General features: G+C 68.3%; 23 protein-coding genes and 1 riboswitch. Of the genes, 15 read left to right on the forward strand and 8 right to left on the reverse strand.

Annotated elements, in window-relative coordinates; translation table 11 throughout:
• The first annotated feature begins 122 nt into the window (after positions 1–122).
• A complete protein-coding gene (gene dapA / locus BN973_RS11530; protein ID WP_036468204.1) occupies positions 123–1025 on the forward strand; it encodes a 4-hydroxy-tetrahydrodipicolinate synthase in 903 nt (300 codons plus the stop codon).
• A 7-nt stretch (positions 1026–1032) separates the two neighbouring features.
• The gene (locus tag BN973_RS11535; RefSeq protein WP_036468205.1) at positions 1033–2709 is read left to right on the forward strand and encodes a ribonuclease J; all 1677 of its coding nucleotides are present in this window, start codon (positions 1033–1035) and stop codon (positions 2707–2709) included.
• 29 nt (positions 2710–2738) lie between these two features.
• On the opposite strand, the gene BN973_RS11540 is transcribed toward BN973_RS11535, so the two are convergent.
• The gene (locus BN973_RS11540) at positions 2739–3104 is read right to left on the reverse strand and encodes a YbaB/EbfC family nucleoid-associated protein (RefSeq protein ID WP_036472308.1); all 366 of its coding nucleotides are present in this window, start codon (positions 3102–3104) and stop codon (positions 2739–2741) included.
• 257 nt (positions 3105–3361) lie between these two features.
• Between BN973_RS11540 and BN973_RS11545 the strand changes: the two genes are divergently transcribed.
• Both BN973_RS11545 and BN973_RS11550 read left to right on the forward strand, forming a co-directional pair.
• A complete protein-coding gene (locus tag BN973_RS11545) occupies positions 3362–4744 on the forward strand; it encodes an EspA/EspE family type VII secretion system effector (RefSeq protein WP_156959172.1) in 1383 nt (460 codons plus the stop codon).
• A 47-nt stretch (positions 4745–4791) separates the two neighbouring features.
• The gene (locus tag BN973_RS11550) at positions 4792–5106 is read left to right on the forward strand and encodes a type VII secretion target (RefSeq protein WP_036468207.1); all 315 of its coding nucleotides are present in this window, start codon (positions 4792–4794) and stop codon (positions 5104–5106) included.
• A gap of 8 nt (positions 5107–5114) precedes the next feature.
• On the opposite strand, the gene BN973_RS11555 is transcribed toward BN973_RS11550, so the two are convergent.
• The 3 genes from BN973_RS11555 to BN973_RS11565 are packed head-to-tail and all read right to left on the reverse strand — an operon-like array spanning position 5115 to position 7125.
• On the reverse strand, positions 5115–5987 hold the full coding sequence (locus BN973_RS11555; protein WP_051641225.1) for an SAM-dependent methyltransferase: 873 nt from the start codon (positions 5985–5987) through the stop codon (positions 5115–5117).
• 5 nt (positions 5988–5992) lie between these two features.
• Complete coding sequence (locus tag BN973_RS11560; RefSeq protein ID WP_036468208.1) at positions 5993–6814, reverse strand: mycofactocin-coupled SDR family oxidoreductase; 822 nt, start codon at positions 6812–6814, stop codon at positions 5993–5995.
• The gene (locus BN973_RS11565) at positions 6811–7125 is read right to left on the reverse strand and encodes a putative quinol monooxygenase (RefSeq protein ID WP_036468209.1); all 315 of its coding nucleotides are present in this window, start codon (positions 7123–7125) and stop codon (positions 6811–6813) included. Before BN973_RS11565 ends, BN973_RS11560 begins: the two co-directional genes overlap by 4 nt.
• A gap of 84 nt (positions 7126–7209) precedes the next feature.
• On the opposite strand from BN973_RS11565, the gene BN973_RS11570 reads away from it, so the two are divergent.
• Positions 7210–9801 (forward strand): FtsK/SpoIIIE family DNA translocase, encoded by a 2592-nt coding sequence (locus tag BN973_RS11570; RefSeq protein ID WP_139830269.1) that lies wholly within the window; start codon positions 7210–7212, stop codon positions 9799–9801.
• 64 nt (positions 9802–9865) lie between these two features.
• Here the strand turns inward: BN973_RS11570 and BN973_RS11575 are convergent, their stop codons facing one another.
• Positions 9866–10384 (reverse strand): amino-acid N-acetyltransferase, encoded by a 519-nt coding sequence (locus BN973_RS11575; protein ID WP_198048918.1) that lies wholly within the window; start codon positions 10382–10384, stop codon positions 9866–9868.
• A 56-nt stretch (positions 10385–10440) separates the two neighbouring features.
• Between BN973_RS11575 and pgsA the strand changes: the two genes are divergently transcribed.
• The 4 genes from pgsA to pspM all read left to right on the forward strand — a co-directional run bounded on the left by pgsA (position 10441) and on the right by pspM (position 13162).
• Positions 10441–11031 carry a CDP-diacylglycerol--glycerol-3-phosphate 3-phosphatidyltransferase gene (gene pgsA / locus BN973_RS11580; RefSeq protein WP_036472311.1) on the forward strand — a complete coding sequence of 197 codons (591 nt, stop codon included), beginning with the start codon at positions 10441–10443 and terminating at the stop codon, positions 11029–11031.
• 61 nt (positions 11032–11092) lie between these two features.
• On the forward strand, positions 11093–11422 hold the full coding sequence (gene clgR, locus BN973_RS11585) for a transcriptional regulator ClgR (protein ID WP_036468211.1): 330 nt from the start codon (positions 11093–11095) through the stop codon (positions 11420–11422).
• A gap of 75 nt (positions 11423–11497) precedes the next feature.
• Positions 11498–12313, forward strand: coding sequence for a phage shock protein PspA (pspA, locus tag BN973_RS11590; protein WP_036468212.1), 816 nt, complete (start codon positions 11498–11500; stop codon positions 12311–12313).
• 15 nt (positions 12314–12328) lie between these two features.
• Positions 12329–13162 carry a phage shock envelope stress response protein PspM gene (pspM, locus tag BN973_RS11595; RefSeq protein WP_036468213.1) on the forward strand — a complete coding sequence of 278 codons (834 nt, stop codon included), beginning with the start codon at positions 12329–12331 and terminating at the stop codon, positions 13160–13162.
• Here the strand turns inward: pspM and BN973_RS11600 are convergent.
• A complete protein-coding gene (locus BN973_RS11600) occupies positions 13159–13590 on the reverse strand; it encodes a limonene-1,2-epoxide hydrolase (protein WP_036468214.1) in 432 nt (143 codons plus the stop codon). The genes pspM and BN973_RS11600 overlap by 4 nt on opposite strands.
• Positions 13591–13639: 49 nt before the next feature.
• Here BN973_RS11600 and BN973_RS11605 point away from each other — a divergent pair, with 49 nt between their 5' ends.
• Entirely contained in the window at positions 13640–14806 is a 1167-nt protein-coding gene (locus tag BN973_RS11605; protein WP_036468216.1) for a glycosyltransferase, read from the forward strand.
• A 23-nt stretch (positions 14807–14829) separates the two neighbouring features.
• Entirely contained in the window at positions 14830–15024 is a 195-nt protein-coding gene (locus BN973_RS11610) for a DUF3046 domain-containing protein (RefSeq protein WP_407067591.1), read from the forward strand.
• A 133-nt stretch (positions 15025–15157) separates the two neighbouring features.
• On the opposite strand, the gene BN973_RS11615 is transcribed toward BN973_RS11610, so the two are convergent.
• Positions 15158–15835: a (2Fe-2S)-binding protein gene (locus tag BN973_RS11615; RefSeq protein ID WP_051641226.1), complete on the reverse strand. Its 678-nt coding sequence runs from the start codon at positions 15833–15835 to the stop codon at positions 15158–15160.
• A gap of 43 nt (positions 15836–15878) precedes the next feature.
• Positions 15879–16006: riboswitch (cobalamin riboswitch) on the reverse strand.
• 166 nt (positions 16007–16172) lie between these two features.
• Between BN973_RS11615 and recA the strand changes: the two genes are divergently transcribed.
• The 4 genes from recA to BN973_RS11635 are packed head-to-tail and all read left to right on the forward strand — an operon-like array spanning position 16173 to position 19864.
• Complete coding sequence (gene recA, locus BN973_RS11620; RefSeq protein ID WP_025735478.1) at positions 16173–17213, forward strand: recombinase RecA; 1041 nt, start codon at positions 16173–16175, stop codon at positions 17211–17213.
• Entirely contained in the window at positions 17179–17700 is a 522-nt protein-coding gene (gene recX / locus BN973_RS11625) for a recombination regulator RecX (protein ID WP_036468220.1), read from the forward strand. Before recA ends, recX begins: the two co-directional genes overlap by 35 nt.
• 44 nt (positions 17701–17744) lie before the next feature.
• Positions 17745–19247: a tRNA (N6-isopentenyl adenosine(37)-C2)-methylthiotransferase MiaB gene (gene miaB, locus BN973_RS11630; protein ID WP_036468221.1), complete on the forward strand. Its 1503-nt coding sequence runs from the start codon at positions 17745–17747 to the stop codon at positions 19245–19247.
• Positions 19235–19864 carry an Rv2732c family membrane protein gene (locus tag BN973_RS11635; protein ID WP_139830268.1) on the forward strand — a complete coding sequence of 210 codons (630 nt, stop codon included), beginning with the start codon at positions 19235–19237 and terminating at the stop codon, positions 19862–19864. Before miaB ends, BN973_RS11635 begins: the two co-directional genes overlap by 13 nt.
• Here BN973_RS11635 and BN973_RS11640 read toward each other — a convergent pair.
• The gene (locus tag BN973_RS11640; RefSeq protein WP_084163370.1) at positions 19861–21195 is read right to left on the reverse strand and encodes a DUF349 domain-containing protein; all 1335 of its coding nucleotides are present in this window, start codon (positions 21193–21195) and stop codon (positions 19861–19863) included. The genes BN973_RS11635 and BN973_RS11640 overlap by 4 nt on opposite strands.
• Between the last annotated feature and the right edge of the window lie 365 nt (positions 21196–21560).

The following is a 21560-nucleotide window of genomic DNA, read 5'->3' on the forward strand; positions in this document are numbered from 1 at the left end:
CGGCGTGTCGCCGCCCTAAGCGCACAGACGAAACCCCGAGTGCACAATCGAGGGCTGGTGCGGCGCGGTCCCGGCCGCGCGGCGACGAAATCGGCTTGGCCCCGCCAGGTAATCTGGGACCCGTGAGTTCTGTCGGATTCGATGCCCCCGCGCGTCTGGGAACCTTGCTGACCGCAATGGTGACGCCGTTTGCCGCCGATGGCTCGCTTGACACCGCGGCCGCGGCGCGGGTGGCAAATCACCTGGTCGACGCCGGCTGCGACGGCCTGGTCGTCTCGGGAACCACCGGCGAGTCACCGACCACCACCGACGACGAGAAGCTCGAGCTGCTGCGGGTGGTGCTGGAAGCCGTGGGCGACCGGGCCCGCGTCATCGCCGGTGCGGGCACCTACGACACCGCGCACAGCATCAAGCTGGCCAAGGCCAGCGCGGTCGAAGGTGCGCACGGTTTGCTCGTGGTCACGCCGTATTACTCGCGACCGCCGCAGCGCGGGCTGATCGCGCACTTCACCGCGGTCGCCGACGCCACCGAGCTGCCGGTGCTGCTCTACGACATCCCGCCGCGGTCCGTGATCCCGATCGAGCCGGACACCATCCGCGCGCTGGCGGCGCACCCGAACATCGTCGGGATCAAGGACGCCAAGGCCGACCTGCACAGCGGCGGCCAGATCATCGCCGAAACCGGCTTGGCCTATTACTCCGGAGACGACGCGCTCAACCTGCCCTGGCTGGCGATGGGCGCCACCGGCTTCATCAGCGTGATTTCCCATCTCGCGCCGAGTCAGCTTCGGGAGTTGTTGTCCGCCTTCGGTTCCGGGGACGTCGCCACCGCCCGCAAGATCAACGTCGCGGTCGCGCCGCTGTGCAACGCGATGGGCCGCCTGGGTGGAGTGACGCTGTCCAAGGCCGGTCTGCGCCTGCAGGGCATCGACGTCGGCGATCCGCGGCTGCCGCAGGTGCCGGCCACGCCGGAGCAGATCGACGCGCTGGCCGCCGACATGCGCGCGGCCTCGGTACTGCGGTGATCGACAGGTGAACGAAGCCCTCAGCCCGCCAGGTCCGTTGACCGCGGGCGGGTTGCGGGTGACTGCGCTCGGCGGCATCAGCGAAATCGGCCGCAACATGACGGTTTTCGAGCACCTGGGCCGGCTGCTGATCATCGACTGCGGGGTGATGTTTCCCACCCACGACGAGCCCGGCGTCGACCTGATCCTGCCCGACCTGCGCCACATCGAGGACCGCCTGGACGACATCGAGGCGCTGGTGTTGACGCATGCGCACGAGGACCACATCGGGGCGATCCCGTTCCTGCTGAAGCTGCGGCCCGACATCCCGGTCGTCGGGTCCAAGTTCACCCTGGCGATGGTGGCCGCCAAGTGTCGCGAGCACCGCCTCAAGCCGGTGTTCGTCGAAGTCAAAGAGGGGCAGAGCAGCCACCACGGCGTGTTCGACTGCGAATACTTCGCCGTCAACCACTCCATTCCCGACGCGCTGGCCATCGCGGTGTACACCGGCGCGGGAACGGTTTTGCACACCGGCGACATCAAGCTCGACCAATTGCCGCTGGACGGCCGGCCCACCGACCTGCCCGGTATGTCGCGGCTCGGCGGCGCCGGTGTCGATCTGTTCCTGTGCGATTCCACCAACTCGGAGATCCCCGGCGTCGGGCCCTCCGAAAGCGAGGTGGGCCCGACCCTGCATCGGCTGATCCGCGGTGCCGAAGGCCGCGTGATCGTGGCCTGCTTCGCTTCCAACGTCGACCGGGTGCAGCAGATCATCGATGCCGCAGTGGCTTTGGGTCGACGCGTGTCGTTCGTCGGGCGCTCCATGGTGCGCAACATGAGCATCGCCCGGGACCTGGGGTTCCTGCGGGTCGACGACTCCGACCTGATCGACATCGGTGCGGCCGAGATGATGCCGCCGGAGCGGGTGGTGCTGGTCACCACCGGCACGCAGGGCGAGCCGATGGCGGCATTGTCGCGGATGTCGCGCGGCGAGCACCGCAGCATCACGCTGACCGCGGGGGACCTGGTCGTGCTGTCGTCGTCGCTGATCCCCGGCAACGAGGAGGCCGTCTACGGCGTGATCGACGCGCTGTCCAAGATCGGCGCCCGAGTGGTCACCAATGCCCAAGCCCGGGTGCATGTTTCGGGCCACGCCTACGCCGGCGAGCTGCTCTTCCTGTACAACGGGGTGCGGCCCCGCAATGTGATGCCGGTGCACGGCACCTGGCGCATGCTGCGCGCCAACGCCAAGCTCGCCGCCAGCACCGGGGTTCCGGAGGAGTCGATCCTGTTGGCCGAGAACGGTGTCAGCGTCGATCTGGTTGGCGGCAGGGCGTCGATCGCCGGGGCGGTGCCGGTCGGCAAGATGTTCGTCGACGGGCTCATCACCGGCGATGTCGGCGATATCACGCTGGGCGAGCGGCTGATCCTGTCCGAGGGCTTCGTCGCGGTGACCGTGGTGGTAACCCGCGGCACCGGGCGACCGGTGACCACACCGCACCTGCATTCCCGCGGATTCTCCGAGGACCCCAAGGCGCTCGAGCCCGCCGTGCGCAAAGTCTCCGAAGAGCTGGAATCACTGATCGCCAACAATGTCACCGACCCGATCCGGATCGCTCAGGGTGTGCGGCGAACCGTCGGAAAGTGGGTGGGCGAAACCTATCGCCGCCAGCCGATGATCGTGCCGACCGTCATCGAAGTGTGACGCGGCTCAACGAAACATGAATTGCTGCACTACTTTCCGGTGTCCGCAAAGGTCACGTCCAGGATGCTGCTCAGCGAGCAGGTAATTTCGGCGAGTGACGCGACGAGGCGCTCTTCTTCGGCTTCGTTGTTCGCGGTCGCCACGGCCTCCGCTTTCCGCAACGCATCGTTGATGCGCTCCTCGACCACCTCGGAGCCCAGCCGCAGCAGGCCCGGTTCGATATCGACGTCGGTCAATACCAGCTGCGCGTTCAGGGTCACCGTGACGGTCTCGGTTTCGTCGGTGGCCGTGAAGGTACCGGTGTCAGAGCGGTGCATGTGGTCGTCGAGGGCCGACTGAAACTGCTGTGCTTGACGCAGCGCCTCGGCGACCTGGGGGTGCATTTGGTTGGTCATCATGGCGTCCTTTCCTTTCCGGCAGCAGCATTGATGCGGGTTTTCGGTCGAGTATTTCCTCAAGTTTAGGGTCACTTTTCCGTTCCGAATGCACGTGTTTATCGGCCGTTTTCTTGAGCGAATCTGATTTTCAATTGCAATTGGTGCGCCGAAAAATTCGTGCGATGACCACCCCGTGACCGGGGTTACGCTCAGTTGACGGCGCGATACCCCGGGCCCGTCGTGCACGAAATCTGAAAGCTTGAAGGGAATTTCCGATGTCTGTATTTGCTTCCGCCGCCAGGTGTCTGACCAGCCTGGCCAACCTGGGTCAACAGGGCGCTGGCCTGGGCCTCGATTTCGGTGGCTGGAGCGGCTCGCAACCGGGCGCTGAAGGCTATGCGACGACGGCGACCAATACCGCGGCCGACCTTGGGTCCCTCGGGGGTCTTGTTGCCGGAAGAGCGATATCTTCGCACATCCAGTCCCTATCTTCGGGCGCCAAATTCGATCTGGCCGCGAAGATGGGCGGAAAAGAAGGCATTAAAGAGTTCGGTAAGGCGGTCAGCATCATCTCCTGGACCATGACCACCGTCCAGCTGTTGCAGCTGACGACCGGATTCGGGACACCCTATGACGGCGCTTCCCTGAAAACCGGTTCACAGCAATTCACCACGCTCGCCGGCCAGCTGAAGTCCGCCCTTCCCGACTCCGGCTGGGAGGGCACGGCTTCGGAAGCGTATGCCGAGCTGGACACGACGCTGCAGAACGTCTCGCAGCAAATGGCCAATCTGGACAGCCAGCTGGCGGACCTGGTGAAAAACCAGGCCGACTGGGTCACCCACATGCAATTGGCTTTCGGCATCTTGAACGCTCTCCTTGCGACAGCTCTGATAATCGAGATAGTCATGACGTTCGCAGTGCCGGCCCCGGCCGGGCCCGCCGCGGCAAAGATCTTCGCAATTGCGGTTGCGAGTTTGGGCATCGCGGCTGCCGTGAGCTTCCTGGGCACCCTGCTCGGCTTTTCGATCGAGAACGGCAAGAAGGCAGATGCGTTGGCCGCCAGCTACTCTCAGCTGGCATCCGGGATCGTTCAGAACGATTCGGTCGCTGCGGCGAAGACGGTCGTCGCGGGCCAGTCCACTTCCGCGGTGTCGGGCTTCGGGGCCATCTCGGCCGGCCTGTCCGGTCCGTCCGCGGTCGCCGTTGCGCCGCCGGCCGGTGCGGCCGCCGATCGCGCGGAGCGACGCGTCCAGCGAGACCCCGCGGCCCCTGCGGCACCTGCGGCGGTCCCCGCGGCCCCCGCGGCGCCTGCGGCCCCCGCGGCGGTACCCGCGGCCCCCGCGGCACCGGAGTACGCGTCCTCGTCCATTCCCACCGGCACCATGCCGACGCTGGCTCAGGCCGCCGCGATGTCAGGCACCAGCCTGTCCGGGCGGGTGTCCAAGCCCGAAAGCCTGGTCAACCAGGCCAAGGGACAGCTGCAGGAGTACGCCTACACGGTCGCGGAGGAGCGCGCGCCCGTGCTGCCCGAGGTCCTCACCGAGGAAGCCGCTTACGCGGGTGCTGGTGCCGGTCCGGCCGAGCGTGCACCTATTCAGGTCGCGCCACCCCGCGACACACCAGCGCAGTGGCCGAATTCGTCTCCGCGCGGCGTGTGATTTGTTGCGTACCGACGTTATTCATCAGGATTCAAGGAGAAACAACCATGGCTGACCTAGCCGTCACACCGGAACACCTCGACAGTTTGGCGACCAAGCAGGACCAAGCGGCTACCCAGGCGACGACCGCGGCATCGGCGGGCTCCAACGTGGAAGTCGCCACCTGGGTCACCCACGGCGTCGTCAGCGGGGTGTCCAACGTGGCCTTCACCAAAGCCGCGGCCGCGCGGAAAAAGACCGCCGACGCCATGAGCAAGGCGTCGACCGAGCTCGCCGGCAAGCTGCGCACCGCGAAGGCCGTTTACGGAAGCGCCGACGACGAAGCGGGCAAGAGCATCGACAAACAGCTGCTCGATCTTTGATCGACGCGTTACGACTTCTCCGCGTAGGCCGACCATTCCAGCTGCGAGGCTTTGAGGTTACGGCCGGTGGGTTCGACATAACGCGCGACGAGTTCGTCCGGCCCGGCCTGTTCGATCAGCCGCCACCCGTACTCGGCGAGGAAGTCGGCGACCTCGTCGGGCGCCAGGCCGAAATGCCAAAGTTGTTGGCGCTGGCGCACACTGCGGTACAACGTGCGGGTGCCGTAGCGGTTCGTCCCGTCGATGAAGTCGCGACGGACGTAGGTGAACACCAGCCGGCTGCCCGACGCCGCCGCGCGCAGGCCGTCCAGCGTTCGCCGCACGCCGTCCTCGGTGAGGTACTGCGTCACGCCTTCGCAGACGAAGAAGGCCCGGTAATCGGTGTGGTAGCCGTGCTCGGCCAGGGCGGTGAGCAGGTCGTCGCGCTCGAAATCCAAGGCCACCAATCGAACCGAGAGCGGCAGGCTGCCCAGCACCCGTCGGACCGTCTTGGCCTTGCGAGCGATGTTGACCGGCAGATCCACTTCGAACACCGGCATCCGGACCCGCCGGTTCAGCAGGTAGGCGCGGGTGTCCAGGCCGGCTCCCAGGACGACGACCGCGTTGATATCGCCCAGCGACTCGTTGAGCTTGTCGGCGATGAATCGCTTGCGGCAGGCCAGATTCGCCCACAGCCCGGGGCCGCTCCATTCCGATCCGCGCACCATCAGGCGGCGGATCGGCGCCGCTCGGGTCGCGGCGACCAGCCAACGCAGCGGGGCCGGCAAGAAGAGGTCGGCGAGGTCGTCGTCGACCAGGCGTCGCCCGGCCGGTTCGTTCTGCTCGACGGCGGCGAGCAGCATCGGTCCAAAAGCGGTCTGCGCAGCGGGGTTTCGCGCCATGGCAGCTACTTGTTCAGAAAGCCCGCGTCGACCGGCAGCGTCACCCCGGTGATGTAGCGCGCCTGGTCGGACACCAGCCAGGCCACCGCGTTGGCGATGTCTTCGGCGTCCAGCGTCTCCACCGGCATCGCGTTGCCCATCGTTGCGGGTGCGTCGGTCGCGGCGGCCATCTTGGCCAGCCATTCCCGGGTGAACTCGTTGTTGATCATCGGCGTGTCCACACCGGACGGATGAATCGAGTTGACCCGAATCATCTCCCTCGCAAGCAGATTCGCGTATACCCGCATCAACCCTACCACCCCGTGCTTGGCGGCGGCGTAGCCGACCGAGCCCGCGTCAGCGCTGCCGACGCCGGCCAGCCCGGCACTCGAACTGATCAGCACGATCGACCCGCCGTCACCCTGGGCGACCATGGTCGGGACCGCGACCTTGATGGTGTTGTAGACGCCGGTGAGGTTGACGTCGATCACATCGCGCCAGCCGTCGTCGCCCGACTGCATCGGCGCGATACCGGCGTTGGCAACCACGATGTCGAGCCGGCCGAGCTCGTCGATACCGGCCCGCACCGCGGCCGCCAGCGACGCGCGGTCGCGCACATCGGCCTGTTTGGCCACGATGCGGGCACCGGCGTCTTCGACGAGTTTGACGGTGGCCGCCAGGTCCTCGGGTGTGGCCAGGGCGTAGGGCACACTCGCGATCTGCGCACACAGGTCGACCGCGATCACGTCGGCGCCGTCGCCGGCCAGTCGCACGGCGTGGGCGCGGCCCTGGCCGCGGGCCGCGCCGGTGATCAGCGCGACCTTTCCCTGCAACGGGCCCTCGGTCACCTGCGTAGTTGGCCCTTGTCCGGATCCCCGGCCGGGACCGGTTGCAGCATCTTGATGTCCGGTGCGCCGGCGAGGTGCTCACCGGCCGCGGTGAACATCTTGCCCACCGCGGGGGCGGTGCTGTGTACCTTCAGCGCCTCCTCGTCGGCCCACTGCTCGACGAAGACGAAGGTCTCACCCGACTCGTGCACGGCATACAGCTGGCAGCCGGGCTCGGAGTGCACCTCCTCGGCCGCGGTCTTGAGGATGTCGCGAACGGTGTCGACCGATTCCGGCTTCACGGTCAAGGTGGCGACGACGACGACGGGCATGCGGGGCTCCTCGAGGGGTGACTTAGGGGATGGTTGTCACCCTACTCACGCGGCCCCGGCGTGAGTCAGCCCGCGTCCACCCGGATGACGAGGGCGGTTGGGCGCCCGAATTGTCACGTTTTTGTGACCCGTGTGGCAGATGGTGGATATGAGGCCAGTGCGACTAGGCTGGACCCCATGGCTAGTAAGACCGCTGCTCGCGCCGGAACCCGAACGAGCAGGTCAAAAGCCACTTCGCGGTCCAGCGGGTCCCGAAGTGCGCGACCGGCGCCCGCCCGCAAGAAGGCCGCCAAGAAGGTCGGCAGGCCGGCCAACCGGCACCACCGGTCCCTGCTGGTTGCCGCGGGGGTGACCGGCGGGCGCGCGATGCGGGCCATCTGGCTGATGGCGGCCCGGGGGACCGGCGGTGCGGCACGGTCGATCGGGCGGGCCCGCGACATCGATCCCGGGCACCGTCGCGACGGGATCGCGCTGGTTCTGCTCGCCTTCGCCGTCGTGATCGCCGCGAGCTCATGGTTCGGCGCCGCCCGGCCGATCGGCGCCTGGGTCGACGAGGTGTTGCGCACGTTCATCGGTGCCGGGGTTCTGGCGCTACCGGCCGTGCTCGGCGTGGTGGCGATCGTGCTGATGCGCACCCAGCCCAATCCCGAGGCACGACCGCGGCTGATCCTGGGCGCGAGCATGATCAGCTTCTCGCTGCTCGGCCTGCGCCACCTCTGGTCAGGTTCGCCCGGTGACCCCGAATTACGCCGCCGGGCCGCGGGATTCATCGGCTTTGCCATCGGCGGCCCACTGGCCGACGGGCTGACACCCTGGATCGCCGCACCGCTGTTGTTCATCGGCGCGCTGTTCGGGCTGCTGTTGCTGACCGGCACCACCCTGCGTGAGCTGCCCGAAATGATGCGGGCCCTGTTCGGCACCCCGTTCGTGGACGACCTCTACGCCGCCGAGGACGACTACGCCGACGACGAAGCGCGCGAAGACTTTTCCGACAGCTACTACGACGACGACGCGCTCGACCAGGAGCCCGAGGCTTGGCCGACGGCCGACCGGGCCCCCGTCGCGTTCGACGACCCGCCGCCGGACGAAACTCCGACCGTTCCGGCGATCCCGAAGAGCCGCCGTCGTGCCGCCAAGAAGCCGGACACCCCGGTGGTGGACCGGGTCGTCGAAGGGCCGTACACGCTGCCGTCGCTGGAGCTGCTGGTCGCGGGCGACCCGCCCAAGAAGCGCAGCGCGGCCAACACGCAGATGGCCGAGGCCATCGGCGAGGTGCTGACCCAGTTCAAGGTCGACGCGGCCGTGACCGGCTGCACCCGCGGTCCGACCGTCACCCGCTACGAGGTGGAGCTGGGGCCGGGCGTCAAGGTCGAGAAGATCACCGCGCTGCAGAAGAACATCGCCTACGCCGTGGCCACCGAGAGCGTCCGGATGCTCGCCCCGATCCCCGGCAAGTCCGCCGTCGGCATCGAGGTGCCCAACACCGACCGGGAGATGGTGCGGCTGGCCGACGTGCTCACCGCGCCGTCGACCCGGCGCGACCACCATCCGCTGGTGATCGGGCTGGGCAAGGACATCGAGGGCGATTTCATCTCCGCGAACCTGGCCAAGATGCCGCACCTGCTGGTGGCCGGCTCCACCGGTTCCGGTAAGTCGAGCTTCGTCAACTCCATGCTGGTGTCGCTGTTGACGCGGGCCACCCCGGAAGAGGTCAGGATGATCCTGATCGACCCGAAGATGGTGGAACTGACGCCGTACGAAGGCATTCCGCACCTGATCACCCCGATCATCACCCAGCCGAAGAAGGCGGCCGCGGCGCTGGCCTGGCTGGTCGAGGAGATGGAGCAGCGCTACCAGGACATGCAGGCCTCGCGGGTGCGTCACATCGACGACTTCAACGCCAAGGTGCGTTCCGGTGCCATCACGGCGCCGCTGGGCAGCCAGCGCGAATACCGGCCCTACCCGTACGTGGTGGCGATCGTCGACGAGCTGGCCGACCTGATGATGACCGCGCCGCGCGACGTCGAGGACGCCATCGTGCGGATCACCCAGAAAGCCCGCGCCGCCGGCATCCATCTGGTGCTGGCCACCCAGCGCCCGTCGGTCGACGTGGTCACCGGCCTGATCAAGACGAATGTGCCCTCGCGGCTGGCGTTCGCCACGTCGTCGCTGACCGACAGCCGGGTGATCCTGGACCAGCAGGGCGCGGAGAAGCTGATCGGGATGGGCGACGGCCTGTTCCTGCCGATGGGCGCCAACAAGCCGCTGCGGCTGCAGGGTGCCTTCATCACCGACGAGGAGATCCACGCCGTCGTCACCGCCTGCAAGGAGCAGGCCGAACCCGAGTACACCGAGGGCGTCACCACCGCCAAGCCCACCGGCGAGCGCACCGACGTCGATCCCGACATCGGCGACGACATGGACGTCTTCCTGCAGGCCGTCGAGCTGGTGGTGTCCAGTCAGTTCGGTTCCACCTCGATGCTGCAACGCAAACTGCGCGTCGGCTTCGCCAAGGCCGGCCGGCTGATGGACCTGATGGAGACCCGCGGCATCGTCGGGCCGTCCGAGGGATCCAAGGCGCGCGAGGTGCTGGTCAAGCCCGACGAGCTGGCCGGAACGCTGGCGCTGATCCGGGGCGGGGCCGACGCCAACGGCGCGGACGACGGCGTCGAATAACGCCAACGTGCTCTCATGGCGGATTTTTCGCCGATTCTCGCCACCAGAGCACGTTCGGCGGGGGCTACAGCAGCAGCAGCATCCGGGTGTTGCCCAGGATGTTCGGCTTGACGTAGCTGAGGTCCAGGAACTCGGCGACACCGATGTCGTAGGAGCGGCACATCTCCTCGAACACCTCGGCGGTGACCGGCGTGCCCTCAATCTCGGTGAATCCGTGCCGGCCGAAGAACTCGGTCTCGAAGGTCAGCACGAAGATCCGCTCCAGCTGCAGCTCGCGGGCCACGTCGAGCAGACAGGTGACGATCGCGTGGCCGACGCCGTGGCCCGTCGCGGCGGGGTCGACCGCGACGGTGCGGATCTCGCCGAGGTCCGACCAGAACACATGCAACGCCCCGCAGCCGACGACCCGGCCGTCGAGTTCGGCCACCCAGAATTCCTGGACGGCCTCGTACAGCGTCACCAGGGCCTTTTCCAGCAGGATCTTGCCCGCATAGGTGTCGACGAGGTGCTTGATCGTGGGGACGTCGGATGTTCGCGCGCGCCGGACGACGACCTTCTGGTTATCCCGGGAACGTTCGGTCACGGATAACAGTATTGACATCGGGGGCGGGTGTGCTGGTCAACCGTTATTCTGTTGCGGTGTCGGGGCAGCCGCAGACAGGACCGGCGGCGGGACGCGCCGGCATCGCCAACCTGGCCAATGTCCTGACGCTGTTGCGGCTGGTCCTGGTTCCGATCTTCCTGCTCGCCTTGTTCGCCGGGGGCGGCCACGAAACCGCCGCGCGGATCGTGGCTTTCGTGGTGTTCGCGGTGGCGTGCATCACCGACCGGCTGGACGGCCTGCTGGCCCGCAACTACGGCATGGCGACCGAATTCGGCGCGTTCGTCGATCCGATCGCCGACAAGCTGTTGATCGGGTCCGCGCTGGTCGGGCTGTCGATGCTCGGCGACCTGCCGTGGTGGGTGACCGTGCTGATCCTGACCCGCGAGATCGGTGTGACGGTGTTGCGGCTTGCCGTGATTCGCCGCGGCGTCATTCCGGCCAGCTGGGGCGGCAAACTCAAGACCTTCGTCCAAGCGGTGGCGATCGGGCTGTTCGTGCTGCCGCTGTCGGGGCCGTTCCTGGTGGCGGCGTCGGTGGTGATGGCCGTCGCGATCGTGCTGACCGTGGTCACCGGAATCGACTATGTGGCCTCGACCGTCAGGGAAGTGCGGCGGACGGGAACCTAGACGGCCGCTGCCGGCGTTGACCTGATGGAGCAGCGGTGCTCTGGAGACGAAGGAGAGCGGGATGTCGCCATTGGTGCGCGAGGTCATCGGCGAGGTGCTGCGCCTGGCCCGAACCACACAGGGCCGGACGCTGCGCGAGGTATCGGACACCGCGCGGGTGAGCCTCGGGTATCTCTCCGAGGTGGAGCGCGGTCGCAAAGAGGCCTCCAGCGAGCTGCTGCATGCGATCTGCGACGCGCTGGACATCCCCCTGTCGACGGTGCTCACCGACGCCGGTGAGCGGATGGCGAACGAGGAACGCGCGGCGCGGACGGCCGAGGCCAGCGCGTCCACCATCGACGCCACCACCAAGGTCGTCATCCCGCAGGTCGCGTCTTTCGCGGTGGCCTGAGGGTGGGGCGATCGGCTCCGACCCGTTAAATTGAGCGACAGGGCCGTCCGGCACACAAGGAAACGGAGCTAACTCATGGCCAATCCGTTCGTCAAAGCGTGGAAATACATCATGGCGTTGTTCAACGCGAAAATTGACGAGCACGCCGACCCGAAGATCCAGATTCAGCAGGCCATTGAGGAAGCCCAGCGCACACATCAGGCGCTGACCCAGCAGGCGGCGCAGGTGATCGGCAACCAGCGTCAGCTGGAGATGCGGCTCAACCGGCAGCTCGCCGACATCGAGAAGCTCCAGGTCAACGTGCGCCAGGCGCTGACCCTGGCCGACCAGGCCACCGCGGGCGGAGATGCCGCCAAGGCCGCCGAGTACACCAACGCCGCCGAGGCGTTCGCGGCTCAGCTGGTCACCGCCGAGCAGAGCGTCGAAGATCTCAAGACGCTGCACGACCAGGCCCTGGGCGCGGCGGCGCAGGCCAAGAAGGCCGTCGAACGCAACGCGATGGTGTTGCAGCAGAAGATCGCCGAGCGCACCAAGCTGCTCAGCCAGCTGGAGCAGGCGAAGATGCAGGAGCAGGTCAGCGCGTCGCTGCGGTCGATGAGCGAGATCGCCGCGCCGGGCAACACCCCGAGCCTCGACGAGGTGCGCGACAAGATCGAACGCCGCTACGCCAACGCCGTCGGCTCGGCCGAGCTCGCCCAGAACTCGGTGCAGGGCCGCATGCTCGAGGTCCAGCAGGCCAGCGTCGAGATGGCCGGTCATTCGCGGCTCGAGCAAATCCGCGCGTCGATGCGTGGCGAGGCGTTGCCGACGGGCGGAACACCCGCGGCCCCTGGAGCCACGCCGGCCACCCCGGCCGAGGGACAAATCGCCGAGAAACCCTTCGGCCAGTAGCCCGGCCGGTGTGACGTGGCGGTGAAGGCAACGCATCGCGGGCCCTGGCGGGCACTGTTGCAGCAGGGGCTGGACACCGCCGCCGACTTGACCGGCTTCGTCGCCCAGAAGATCAGCGCGGCCGCCGATCCGCGGGCCCGGCTGCTGCGCCGGCGTCGTCGGGCGCTGCGGTGGGCGTGGATCTTCACCATCGGCAGCGTGTTCTGGGGTTTGGTCACGGCCGTGCTGGCGTGGTGGGGCTGGTTCGTGTTGCTGCTGCAGATCACCGGCGCGATCGCGGTTCTCGAGGTGATTCCGGCGACGTTGTTGTTCTTCCGCTACCACTGGCTGAAGGCCGAGCCGCTGCCGGCCAGCCGGCCCGCCGTCGCGCGCCGGCTGCCGCCACCGGGTTCGGCGGCGCGACCCGCGATGTATGCGCTCGGCGCGTCCGAGCGGGGGTTCTTCTCGCTGCTGGGCGTGATCGAGCGCGGCGCCATGTTGCCGGTGGACGAGATCGCCGACTTGACCGCGGCGGCGAACAGGACCTCGGCGGCGATGGCGTCCACCGCCGCGGAGGTGGTGTCGATGGAGCGCGCGGCGCACAACTCGGAGTCGTCGCGGGCGTATCTGGTGCCCACCATCAACGCGTTCACCGCGCAGCTCAGCGCCGGCGTCCGGCAGTACAACGAAATGGTCACCGCCGCAGCCCAATTGGTTTCCTCGGCAAACGGTAAGGCAAACGGTAAGGCAAACGGTGACGGGTTAGCCGACGCACAGCGGCGCTACCGCGCCGAATTGGTCGAGGCCACCGATCGCCTGACCGGTTGGGCTCAGGCGTTCGACGAACTCGGCGGGCTGCCGCGCCGTTAGAACGACGCTTTGAGCGACGGCAATACCAGCGCCGCCACCCCGCGCAGCAACGCCTTGGTCATGTCGAAGAAGTCAAAGTAGTCCCGCCACAACGTGATTCGTCCGTTGTGTACCTCGAACACGCCGCACACCCAGAACTGCAGGCGCAGCGGGCCCATGATCAGCGCATCGCTGCGCTCGGTGAGCACCGCGGCGCCGTCGGCGGCGATGCGGTGGATCTTGACCTCGAATCCCGCGCGGCCGTCCATGCGGCGGAACAGCTTCATCGCTCGGGTGCGGCCATGGATCGTCGGCAATCCGACGTTTTCGTAGACGAGGTTGTCGTCCAGCGAGGCGTCCGCGGTCTCGTAGTCCGCGTCCATCAGTGCGTTCAGAAAAGTCTCGACCGTGCGCGTGTTCGCGACGGCTGTCCCAGTCAGCTCGGTCATGGTGCCAGCGTAGGCGCGTGCCCATCGGGCGCTGTGGCAGGGTAAGACGGTGCGAGTCGCCGTGGTCGCCGGGCCTGATCCCGGGCACTCGTTTCCCGCGATCGCCCTGTGTCAGCGCTTCCGGGACGCGGGCGACGAGCCCACCCTGTTCACCGGCGAGGAATGGCTGCCGGCCGCGCGCGACGCCGGCATCTCCGCGGTCGCACTCGACGGGCTGGCCGCCACCGACGAAGACGTCGACGCCGGGGCCCGAATCCACCGGCGTGCGGCGCGGATGGCGGTGCTCAACGTCCCGGTGCTGCGCGACCTGGCGCCCGACCTGGTGGTGTCCGACGTCATCACCGCCGGCGGCGGCATGGCCGCCGAGCTGCTCGGGATCCCGTGGATCGAGCTCAACCCGCATCCGCTGTACCTGCCGTCGAAGGGGTTGCCGCCGATCGGCAGCGGGCTGGCGCCGGGTACCGGCCTGGGCGGCCGGCTGCGCGATGCCGCGATGCGGGCGCTGACGGCGCGGTCGGTGCGCGCCGGGCTGGCGCAGCGCGCGTTGGCGCGTACGGAGATCGGACTGCCGGCACGCGACCCCGGGCCGCTGCGACGGCTGATCGCGACGCTGCCCGCACTGGAAGTGTCCCGCCCGGACTGGCCGGCCGAGGCCGTCGTGGTCGGGCCGCTGCACTTCGAGCCGACCGATCACCTCCTCGAGGTCCCCGCCGGTTCCGGGCCGGTGGTGGTCATCGCGCCGTCGACCGCCCTGATCGGGACCGAAGGTCTGGCCGAAGTCGCGCTGGGCTGCCTGACGCCGGGGGAGACGTTGCCGGCGGGGTCCCGGTTGCTGGTGTCCCGGTTGGACGGCCCGGATCTGACGGTGCCGCCGTGGGCGGCCGTCGGGCTGGGACGTCAGGACGAGTTGCTGGCGCATGCCGACCTGGTGGTCTGCGGCGGCGGGCACGGAATGGTGGCCAAGGCGCTGCTGGCCGGGGTGCCGCTGGTGGTGGTTCCCGGCGGCGGTGACCAGTGGGAGATCGCCAACCGGGTGGCGCGGCAGGGCAGCGCGCGGCTGATTCGGCCGTTGACCGCCGAGGCGTTGGCGATCGCGGTCAACGTCGTGTTGTCGACTCCCCGCTACCGTGAGGCGGCGTGCACCGCCGCGGCCGGCATCCACCGCGTCGCCGACCCGGTGCGGGTATGCCACCAGGCGCTGGCGCTCGCGAAATAGCCGGGCTCGGTATGTTAGCTGGCGTGCGGCTGACGGAGTTCAACGAGCGGGTGGTGTTGCGATTCGGCGCCGCCTACGGCGCATCGGTGCTCCTAGATCATGTGCTGCCGGGTTTCGACGGCCGGACCGCCGCCCAGGCGATCGAGGACGGCATCGAACCACGGGACGTCTGGCGGGCGTTGTGTGTCGACTTCGACGTGCCCCGCGAGCAGTGGTGAGCCGCCGCGAGCTTCCCACCGAGTGTGCGGTCATGGCGCCGCGTGTGCGCTGGCGGCGTTGAGTGTGTGCTGGCGGCGGACTCCGTCGGCGTGTCGTCGCTCTAGGCGCACATCCATAGCCTCAGCTGCACACTCAACGCCGGGCCGACCGCTGGGCCGCCTGCCGAAACACGCAGTCGCCGCACACGGATCGTCCGGGGAGGCGATAGAACAGGCAGCAGCTGTCGCGCCGGAAGCCCAGATGTGAGCCGGTGAGCGTGCCGGATCCGGACAGCACGCCGGTGTTCAGCAGCGATTCGGTGATCTCGACGATCCGCGCGCGCAGGTCGGGCCGGGCCGCGAGCAGCGCCCGCGACGCGCCGACCAGTGCGGACGCGATGTTGCCGGCCAGCAGGGCGGGTGCCAGTTTGACCCGCAGGCCGGCCGCGAACGGCTGCATGTGGTGTTGCACCACCAGGCGATACACCTGGGCGGCGACGTCGGTGACCGGCTCGCCGACCGGCTCGGGCAGGCGCAGCCGCGCCCCGTCGTCGGCGCGTTGCAGGTCGTGCAGGTCGACAACGACGCCGTGGGCCAGCGCGCAGGCCAGCACCGGCGACCACAGCCGGGTGGCGTGGCCGAGGTGAACGAGCGAGGCGGCGATCCGCAGGTCCGTCGTGTGGTAGCGCTGTGCGGTGGTGTCGATCAAGCCGGCAAAGCCGTCGGCGTAGTCCCGGCGGACGGGGTGCCATCCGGGGCCATCGCCGCCCACCGTCAGCGCGAAAAACCCTTTGTAGGACGATATTTCGGCAAGTTCGCCGGAGATATCCATGCGTGCGCGTCCAGCCTCTCCGGGGAGATCCGCCCCAGCGTCCAGCGAGGAAGCGCCGGCGGTGAGTATCTGGCTCTCGGGCTGTGAAGACATGCCCGATCACAGTGGCGGGACCGCACCGGATTCGCACCGGTTTCCTCGTCATGCGGGCCCGTCGGCGCCCTGTCGGTAGCCGATATTGCCACACCCGACTCTCGCGGCGTGTCGAACTTGAATCGAACAGGTGTTCGTCTACTGTGGTGATCACTCGAAGAAGACGACTTGTCGGTGGCCGGCTCTAGTGTCACGGCCAACCGACCGATACCGGTCAGAAGAACACCGACTATAGGAGAGCGCCATGGTGCAAGCCCCCGACCGCGAGAAGGCTCTCGAGCTGGCGATGGCCCAGATCGAGAAGAGCTACGGCAAAGGCTCGGTGATGCGTCTCGGCGACGAGCAGCGTCAGCCGATCTCGGTCATTCCGACCGGATCCATTGCGTTGGACGTGGCCCTGGGCATCGGCGGGTTGCCCCGCGGCCGGGTCGTGGAGATCTACGGCCCGGAATCCTCGGGTAAGACGACCGTCGCCCTGCACGCGGTGGCCAACGCCCAGGCCGCCGGCGGTGTCGCGGCGTTCATCGACGCCGAGCACGCCCTGGACCCGGACTACGCCCGCAAGCTCGGCGTCGACACCGATTCGCTGCTGGTCAGTCAGCCCGACACCGGTGAGCAGGCGCTGGAGATCGCCGACATGCTGATCCGCTCCGGCGCCCTGGACATCCTGGTCATCGACTCGGTGGCCGCCCTGGTGCCGCGCGCGGAACTCGAGGGCGAAATGGGCGACAGTCACGTCGGGCTCCAGGCCCGGCTGATGAGCCAGGCGCTGCGGAAAATGACTGGCGCGCTGAACAATTCGGGAACCACAGCGATCTTCATCAACCAGCTCCGCGAAAAGATCGGCGTGATGTTCGGCAGCCCCGAAACAACAACGGGCGGAAAGGCTTTGAAGTTCTACGCCTCGGTGCGCTTGGATGTGCGCCGGATCGAGACGCTCAAGGACGGCACCGATGCGGTCGGTAACCGCACCAGGGTCAAGGTCGTCAAGAACAAGGTGTCGCCGCCGTTCAAGCAGGCCGAGTTCGACATCCTCTACGGCCGCGGTATCAGCAGGGAGGGCTCGCTGATCGACATGGGTGTGGATCAGGGCTTCATCCGTAAGTCCGGTTCCTGGTTCACCTATGAGGGCGAGCAACTCGGCCAGGGCAAGGAAAACGTCCGCAACTTCCTGGTGGAGAACGCCGATATCGCCAACGAGATCGAGAAGAAGATCAAGGAGAAGCTTGGCATTGGCGCGGTGTTGACCGATGATGACGTCCTCCCAGCCCCCGTCGATTTCTGATCCCTCCCGCGAAGAGCAGGCGCGGGCGTTGTGCCTGCGCCTGCTCACCGCCAGGTCGCGCACCCGGGCCGAATTGTCCGGCCAGCTCGCCAAACGCGGATACCCCGGCGACGTCAGCACTCGGGTACTCGACCGGCTGACGGCCGTCGGGCTGGTGGACGACAGGGACTTCGCCGAGCAGTGGGTCCGATCCCGGCATACCAGGGCCGGAAAGAGCAGGCGCGCCTTGGCCGCCGAGCTGCACACCAAGGGCGTCGACAAAGACGTCATCGACACGGCGCTGGCCGCCATCGACGCCGGTGCCGAACGAGACCGGGCCGAGGAATTGGTGCGGGCCAAGCTGCGGCGGGAGACGCTCAGCGGGGACGACGCGCGCATCACTCGCCGGCTGGTGGGAATGCTGGCCCGGCGCGGCTACAGCCAAAACCTGGCCTGCGAGGTTGTGCTGGCCGAGCTGAACGCCGAGCGGGAACGTCGCCGCGTCTAGCTGGGGGTTAATACCTCGGGCGCTGGTCGCCGTACCATGGCCCCGTGACTTCGACGGTGGCCCGAGAAGCTTCGGGGGCGCGTACCTACCAGGTGCGCACCTACGGCTGCCAGATGAACGTCCACGACTCCGAGCGGTTGGCGGGTCTGCTCGAGGCGGCGGGCTACCGGCGGGCCGACGAGGGCACCGACGCGGATGTGGTCGTCTTCAACACCTGCGCGGTACGCGAAAACGCCGACAACAAGCTGTACGGCAACATCAGCCACCTGGCCCCGCGCAAACGCGACAACCCGGAATTCCAGATCGCGGTCGGTGGGTGCCTGGCCCAGAAAGACCGAGACTCGTTGCTGCGCAAGGCGCCGTGGGTCGATGTCGTGTTCGGCACCCACAACATCGGGTCGCTGCCCACGCTGCTGGAGCGGGCCCGGCACAACAAGGCCGCCCAGGTGGAGATTGTCGAGGCGCTGCAGGAATTTCCCTCGTCGCTGCCGAGTGCTCGCGAATCTGCTTACGCCGCTTGGGTTTCCATCTCCGTCGGCTGCAACAACAGCTGTACGTTCTGCATTGTCCCGTCGTTGCGCGGCAAGGAGGTGGACCGCAGTCCGGCCGACATCCTGGCCGAGGTGCGATCGCTGGTCGCCGACGGCGTGCTGGAGGTCACGCTGCTGGGGCAGAACGTCAACGCCTATGGCGTCTCGTTCGCCGACCCGGTGTTGCCCCGCAACCGCGGCGCCTTCGCCGAGCTGCTGCGGGCCTGCGGTGACATCGACGGGCTGGAGCGCGTGCGGTTCACCTCGCCGCATCCCGCGGAGTTCACCGACGATGTCATCGAGGCCATGGCGCAGACGCCCAACGTCTGCCCCGCCCTGCACATGCCGCTGCAGTCGGGGTCGGACCGGATGCTGCGGGTCATGCGGCGCTCGTACCGCGCCGAGCGCTACCTCGGCATCATCGATCGGGTGCGGGCGGCGATGCCGCATGCGGCCATCACCACCGACCTCATCGTCGGATTCCCCGGCGAGACCGAAGAGGACTTCGCGGCCACCCTCGACGTGGTACGCCGGGCCCGGTTCGCCGCGGCTTTCACCTTCCAGTACTCCAAGCGGCCCGGCACCCCGGCCGCCGAGCTCGACGGTCAGCTGCCGAAAGACGTTGTGCAGGAACGCTATATGCGCCTGATCGAACTGCAGGAGCAGATCTCGCTGGAGTCCAACCGCAACCTGATCGGCCAGACCGTCGAATTGCTGGTCGCCGCCGGCGAAGGCCGTAAGGACGCTCGCACCGCCCGCATGACCGGGCGCGCCCGCGACGGGCGGCTGGTGCACTTCACCGCCGACACCGCGGTGCGGCCCGGAGACATCATCACCACCGTGGTCACCGAGGCCGCGCCGCACCACCTGATCGCCGACGCCGGCATCCTGACCCACCGCCGTACCCGAGCCGGTGACGCGCACGCCGCCGGAACGCGCCCGCGGGGTATCGGTTTGGGCATGCCCGGCATCGGGCCGGCCGTTCACACCGTCGAGACCCAGGGATGTGCCCGATGACCAAAGAACACACCGACATTGACGCCCTGCGCGCCGAGATCGAGGCCGCAGAACGCCGCGTCGCACGCGAAATCGACCCCGGACCACGGGGATTCGTCGTCGCCATCCTGGTGTTCCTGCTGCTGGGATCGTTCGTCTTGCCGCACACCGGCCAGGTCCGCGGCTGGGACGTGCTGTTCAGCAGTCACGGCGCCGGTGCGGCCGCGCTGTCGCTGCCGTCCAAGGTATTCGCTTGGCTGACACTGGTTTTCGGCGTCGGATTCTCCATGCTGGCGTTGCTGACCCGTCGCTGGGCGTTGGCGTGGATCGCGCTGGCCGGCTCGTCGATGGCCAGCGCGACCGGGCTCTTGGCGGTGTGGTCGCGCCAGACCGCGGCCGCCGGTCATCCGGGCCCCGGCATCGGGCTGTGGGTGGCATGGATCCTGGTGATCCTGTTGACATTCCACTGGGCCCGGGTGGTGTGGTCCCGCACGATCGTGCAGCTGGCGGCCGAAGAGCAGCGGCGCCGGATCAGCGCCGAGCAACAGTCCAGGACGTTGCTACAGAGCCTGGGCGACCAGGACACCCCCGACAGCCCCGACGCCGAGACGCCGCCGGACCAGGCCCCCGGCCGCTAGGACCGGCGGGTCAGCGCGTCGGCGGCGGCCTGGGCCCACTGCCGCCATTGTTCGGCGTTGGCTTGTGCCTCTTCGGCTTCCTTGGTCCGGCCGGCCGCGGCGGCCTTGCGCGCCTGCTGCTCGTAATGCTCGGCGCGGGTTGCGAACTGCTCGGCGCGTGCCTGCGCTTCGGGGTCGGTCCAATTCGCTTCGCCGGCGTCGCGCACCTTCTTCTCGACGGCGCGCAGCCGCCGCTCCAGGTCGGCCGAGCGCTCCCGGGGCACCTTGCCGATCGCGTCCCACTTGTCGGCGATCGTCCGCAGTGCCGCCCGGGCGGCTTCGTGGTTGCTGGTGTCGATCTTCTCGGCCTCGGCCAGCAGCGCCTCCTTGGCGGCGGCGTTGGCCCGGAACTCCTGATCCTTCTCCGCGGTGACGGCGTTGCGCGCGGTGAAGAAGGCGTCCTGGGCGGCCTTGAAGCGCTTCCACAGCGCGTCGTCGACCTCCCGGCTGGCGCGCCCCGCGGATTTCCATTCGGTCAGCAGCTTGCGGAATTCGGCACTCGTGGCGGCCCAATCCGTCGAATCGGACATCTCCTCGGCGCGCTCGCACAGCCGCTCCTTGGCCTGCCGCACGCCCGCGCGCTCGCGGTCCAGCTCCGCGAAGTGGGAACCCCGCCGCCGGTTGAACGCTTCGCGCGCCGCGGAATAGCGCTTCCACAGCGCGTCGTCGACCTTGCGATCCAGGCCGGTGATCGTCTTCCACTCGTCGAGAATCTCGCGCATCCGGTCCCCGGCGACCTTCCAGTGCGTCGAGTTGGCGGCCAGGTCCTCGGCCTCCGCGGCCAGCGCTTCCTTGCGGGCGGTCTGCGCGGCGCGATGCTCGTCGCGGCGGGAGCGATCGGCGGCGACGGCGGCGTCGGCGAGCTCCACCAGCGTGGTCAACCGGCCCGCGAGCGCGTCGACGTCGCCCAGTACGCAAGCCGTCGGCAGGGTCTCGGCCAGGGCGGCGGCGTTGGCCTTGATCTTGCGCGCATCGCCGCTCCCGGAGGCCAGCCGTTCCTCCATCAGGGTGACCTCGGTGCTGAGGTCCTCGAATCGCCGGCCGAAGTGGGCGAAAGCCGCCTCGCGGTCACCGGCCTGCCAGGAGCCGATGATGCGTTCGCCGGCCGAGCTGACCAGCCACACCGTCCCGTCGTCGTCGACGCGTCCGTACTGGTGCGGATTGCTGGTCGGGGGCAACACCACCGGGTGGGCGCTGGGTCGCGGTGCCGGCCCCGGGCGGGGGCCCGGTCGCGGACCGGGACGTGGTGCCGGCTTGGGTGCGTCGCTGGAGCGGGGCTCGTCGTCGGTCATGCGCTCGTCACCATCTTCTACACCCTTTCGCGCGCTCGCTTTCCCGCGCACCTGCCGCGCGTAGCGGCACCTCTACGGTCGGGAGACCTGCTGTGTCTAACGGCTGCTCCGTCACCGATTCCACCAGTATTCAAGCAGCTTGGCGGGCTGTACGCCGCAACCTGATTGTCGCCGCGTGCGCCTTCGGTGTGAAACAGTGGGTGCGTCCAGCATCTTTACTCGTGAACCGCCCTCGACTCCGGGGAGAAACCGCACCTGGACAGCTGGATATCGCCGTACTGCTCGCGTTGAGTTCCGCGCTGTGCGTCGCGACCAGCAAACGCGTCGAGGCCGCGCTCGATGGCGCCGCCGAGCAACCGGCGAAG

This window comes from Mycobacterium triplex, from assembly GCF_000689255.1.
GTDB lineage: Bacteria > Actinomycetota > Actinomycetes > Mycobacteriales > Mycobacteriaceae > Mycobacterium > Mycobacterium triplex.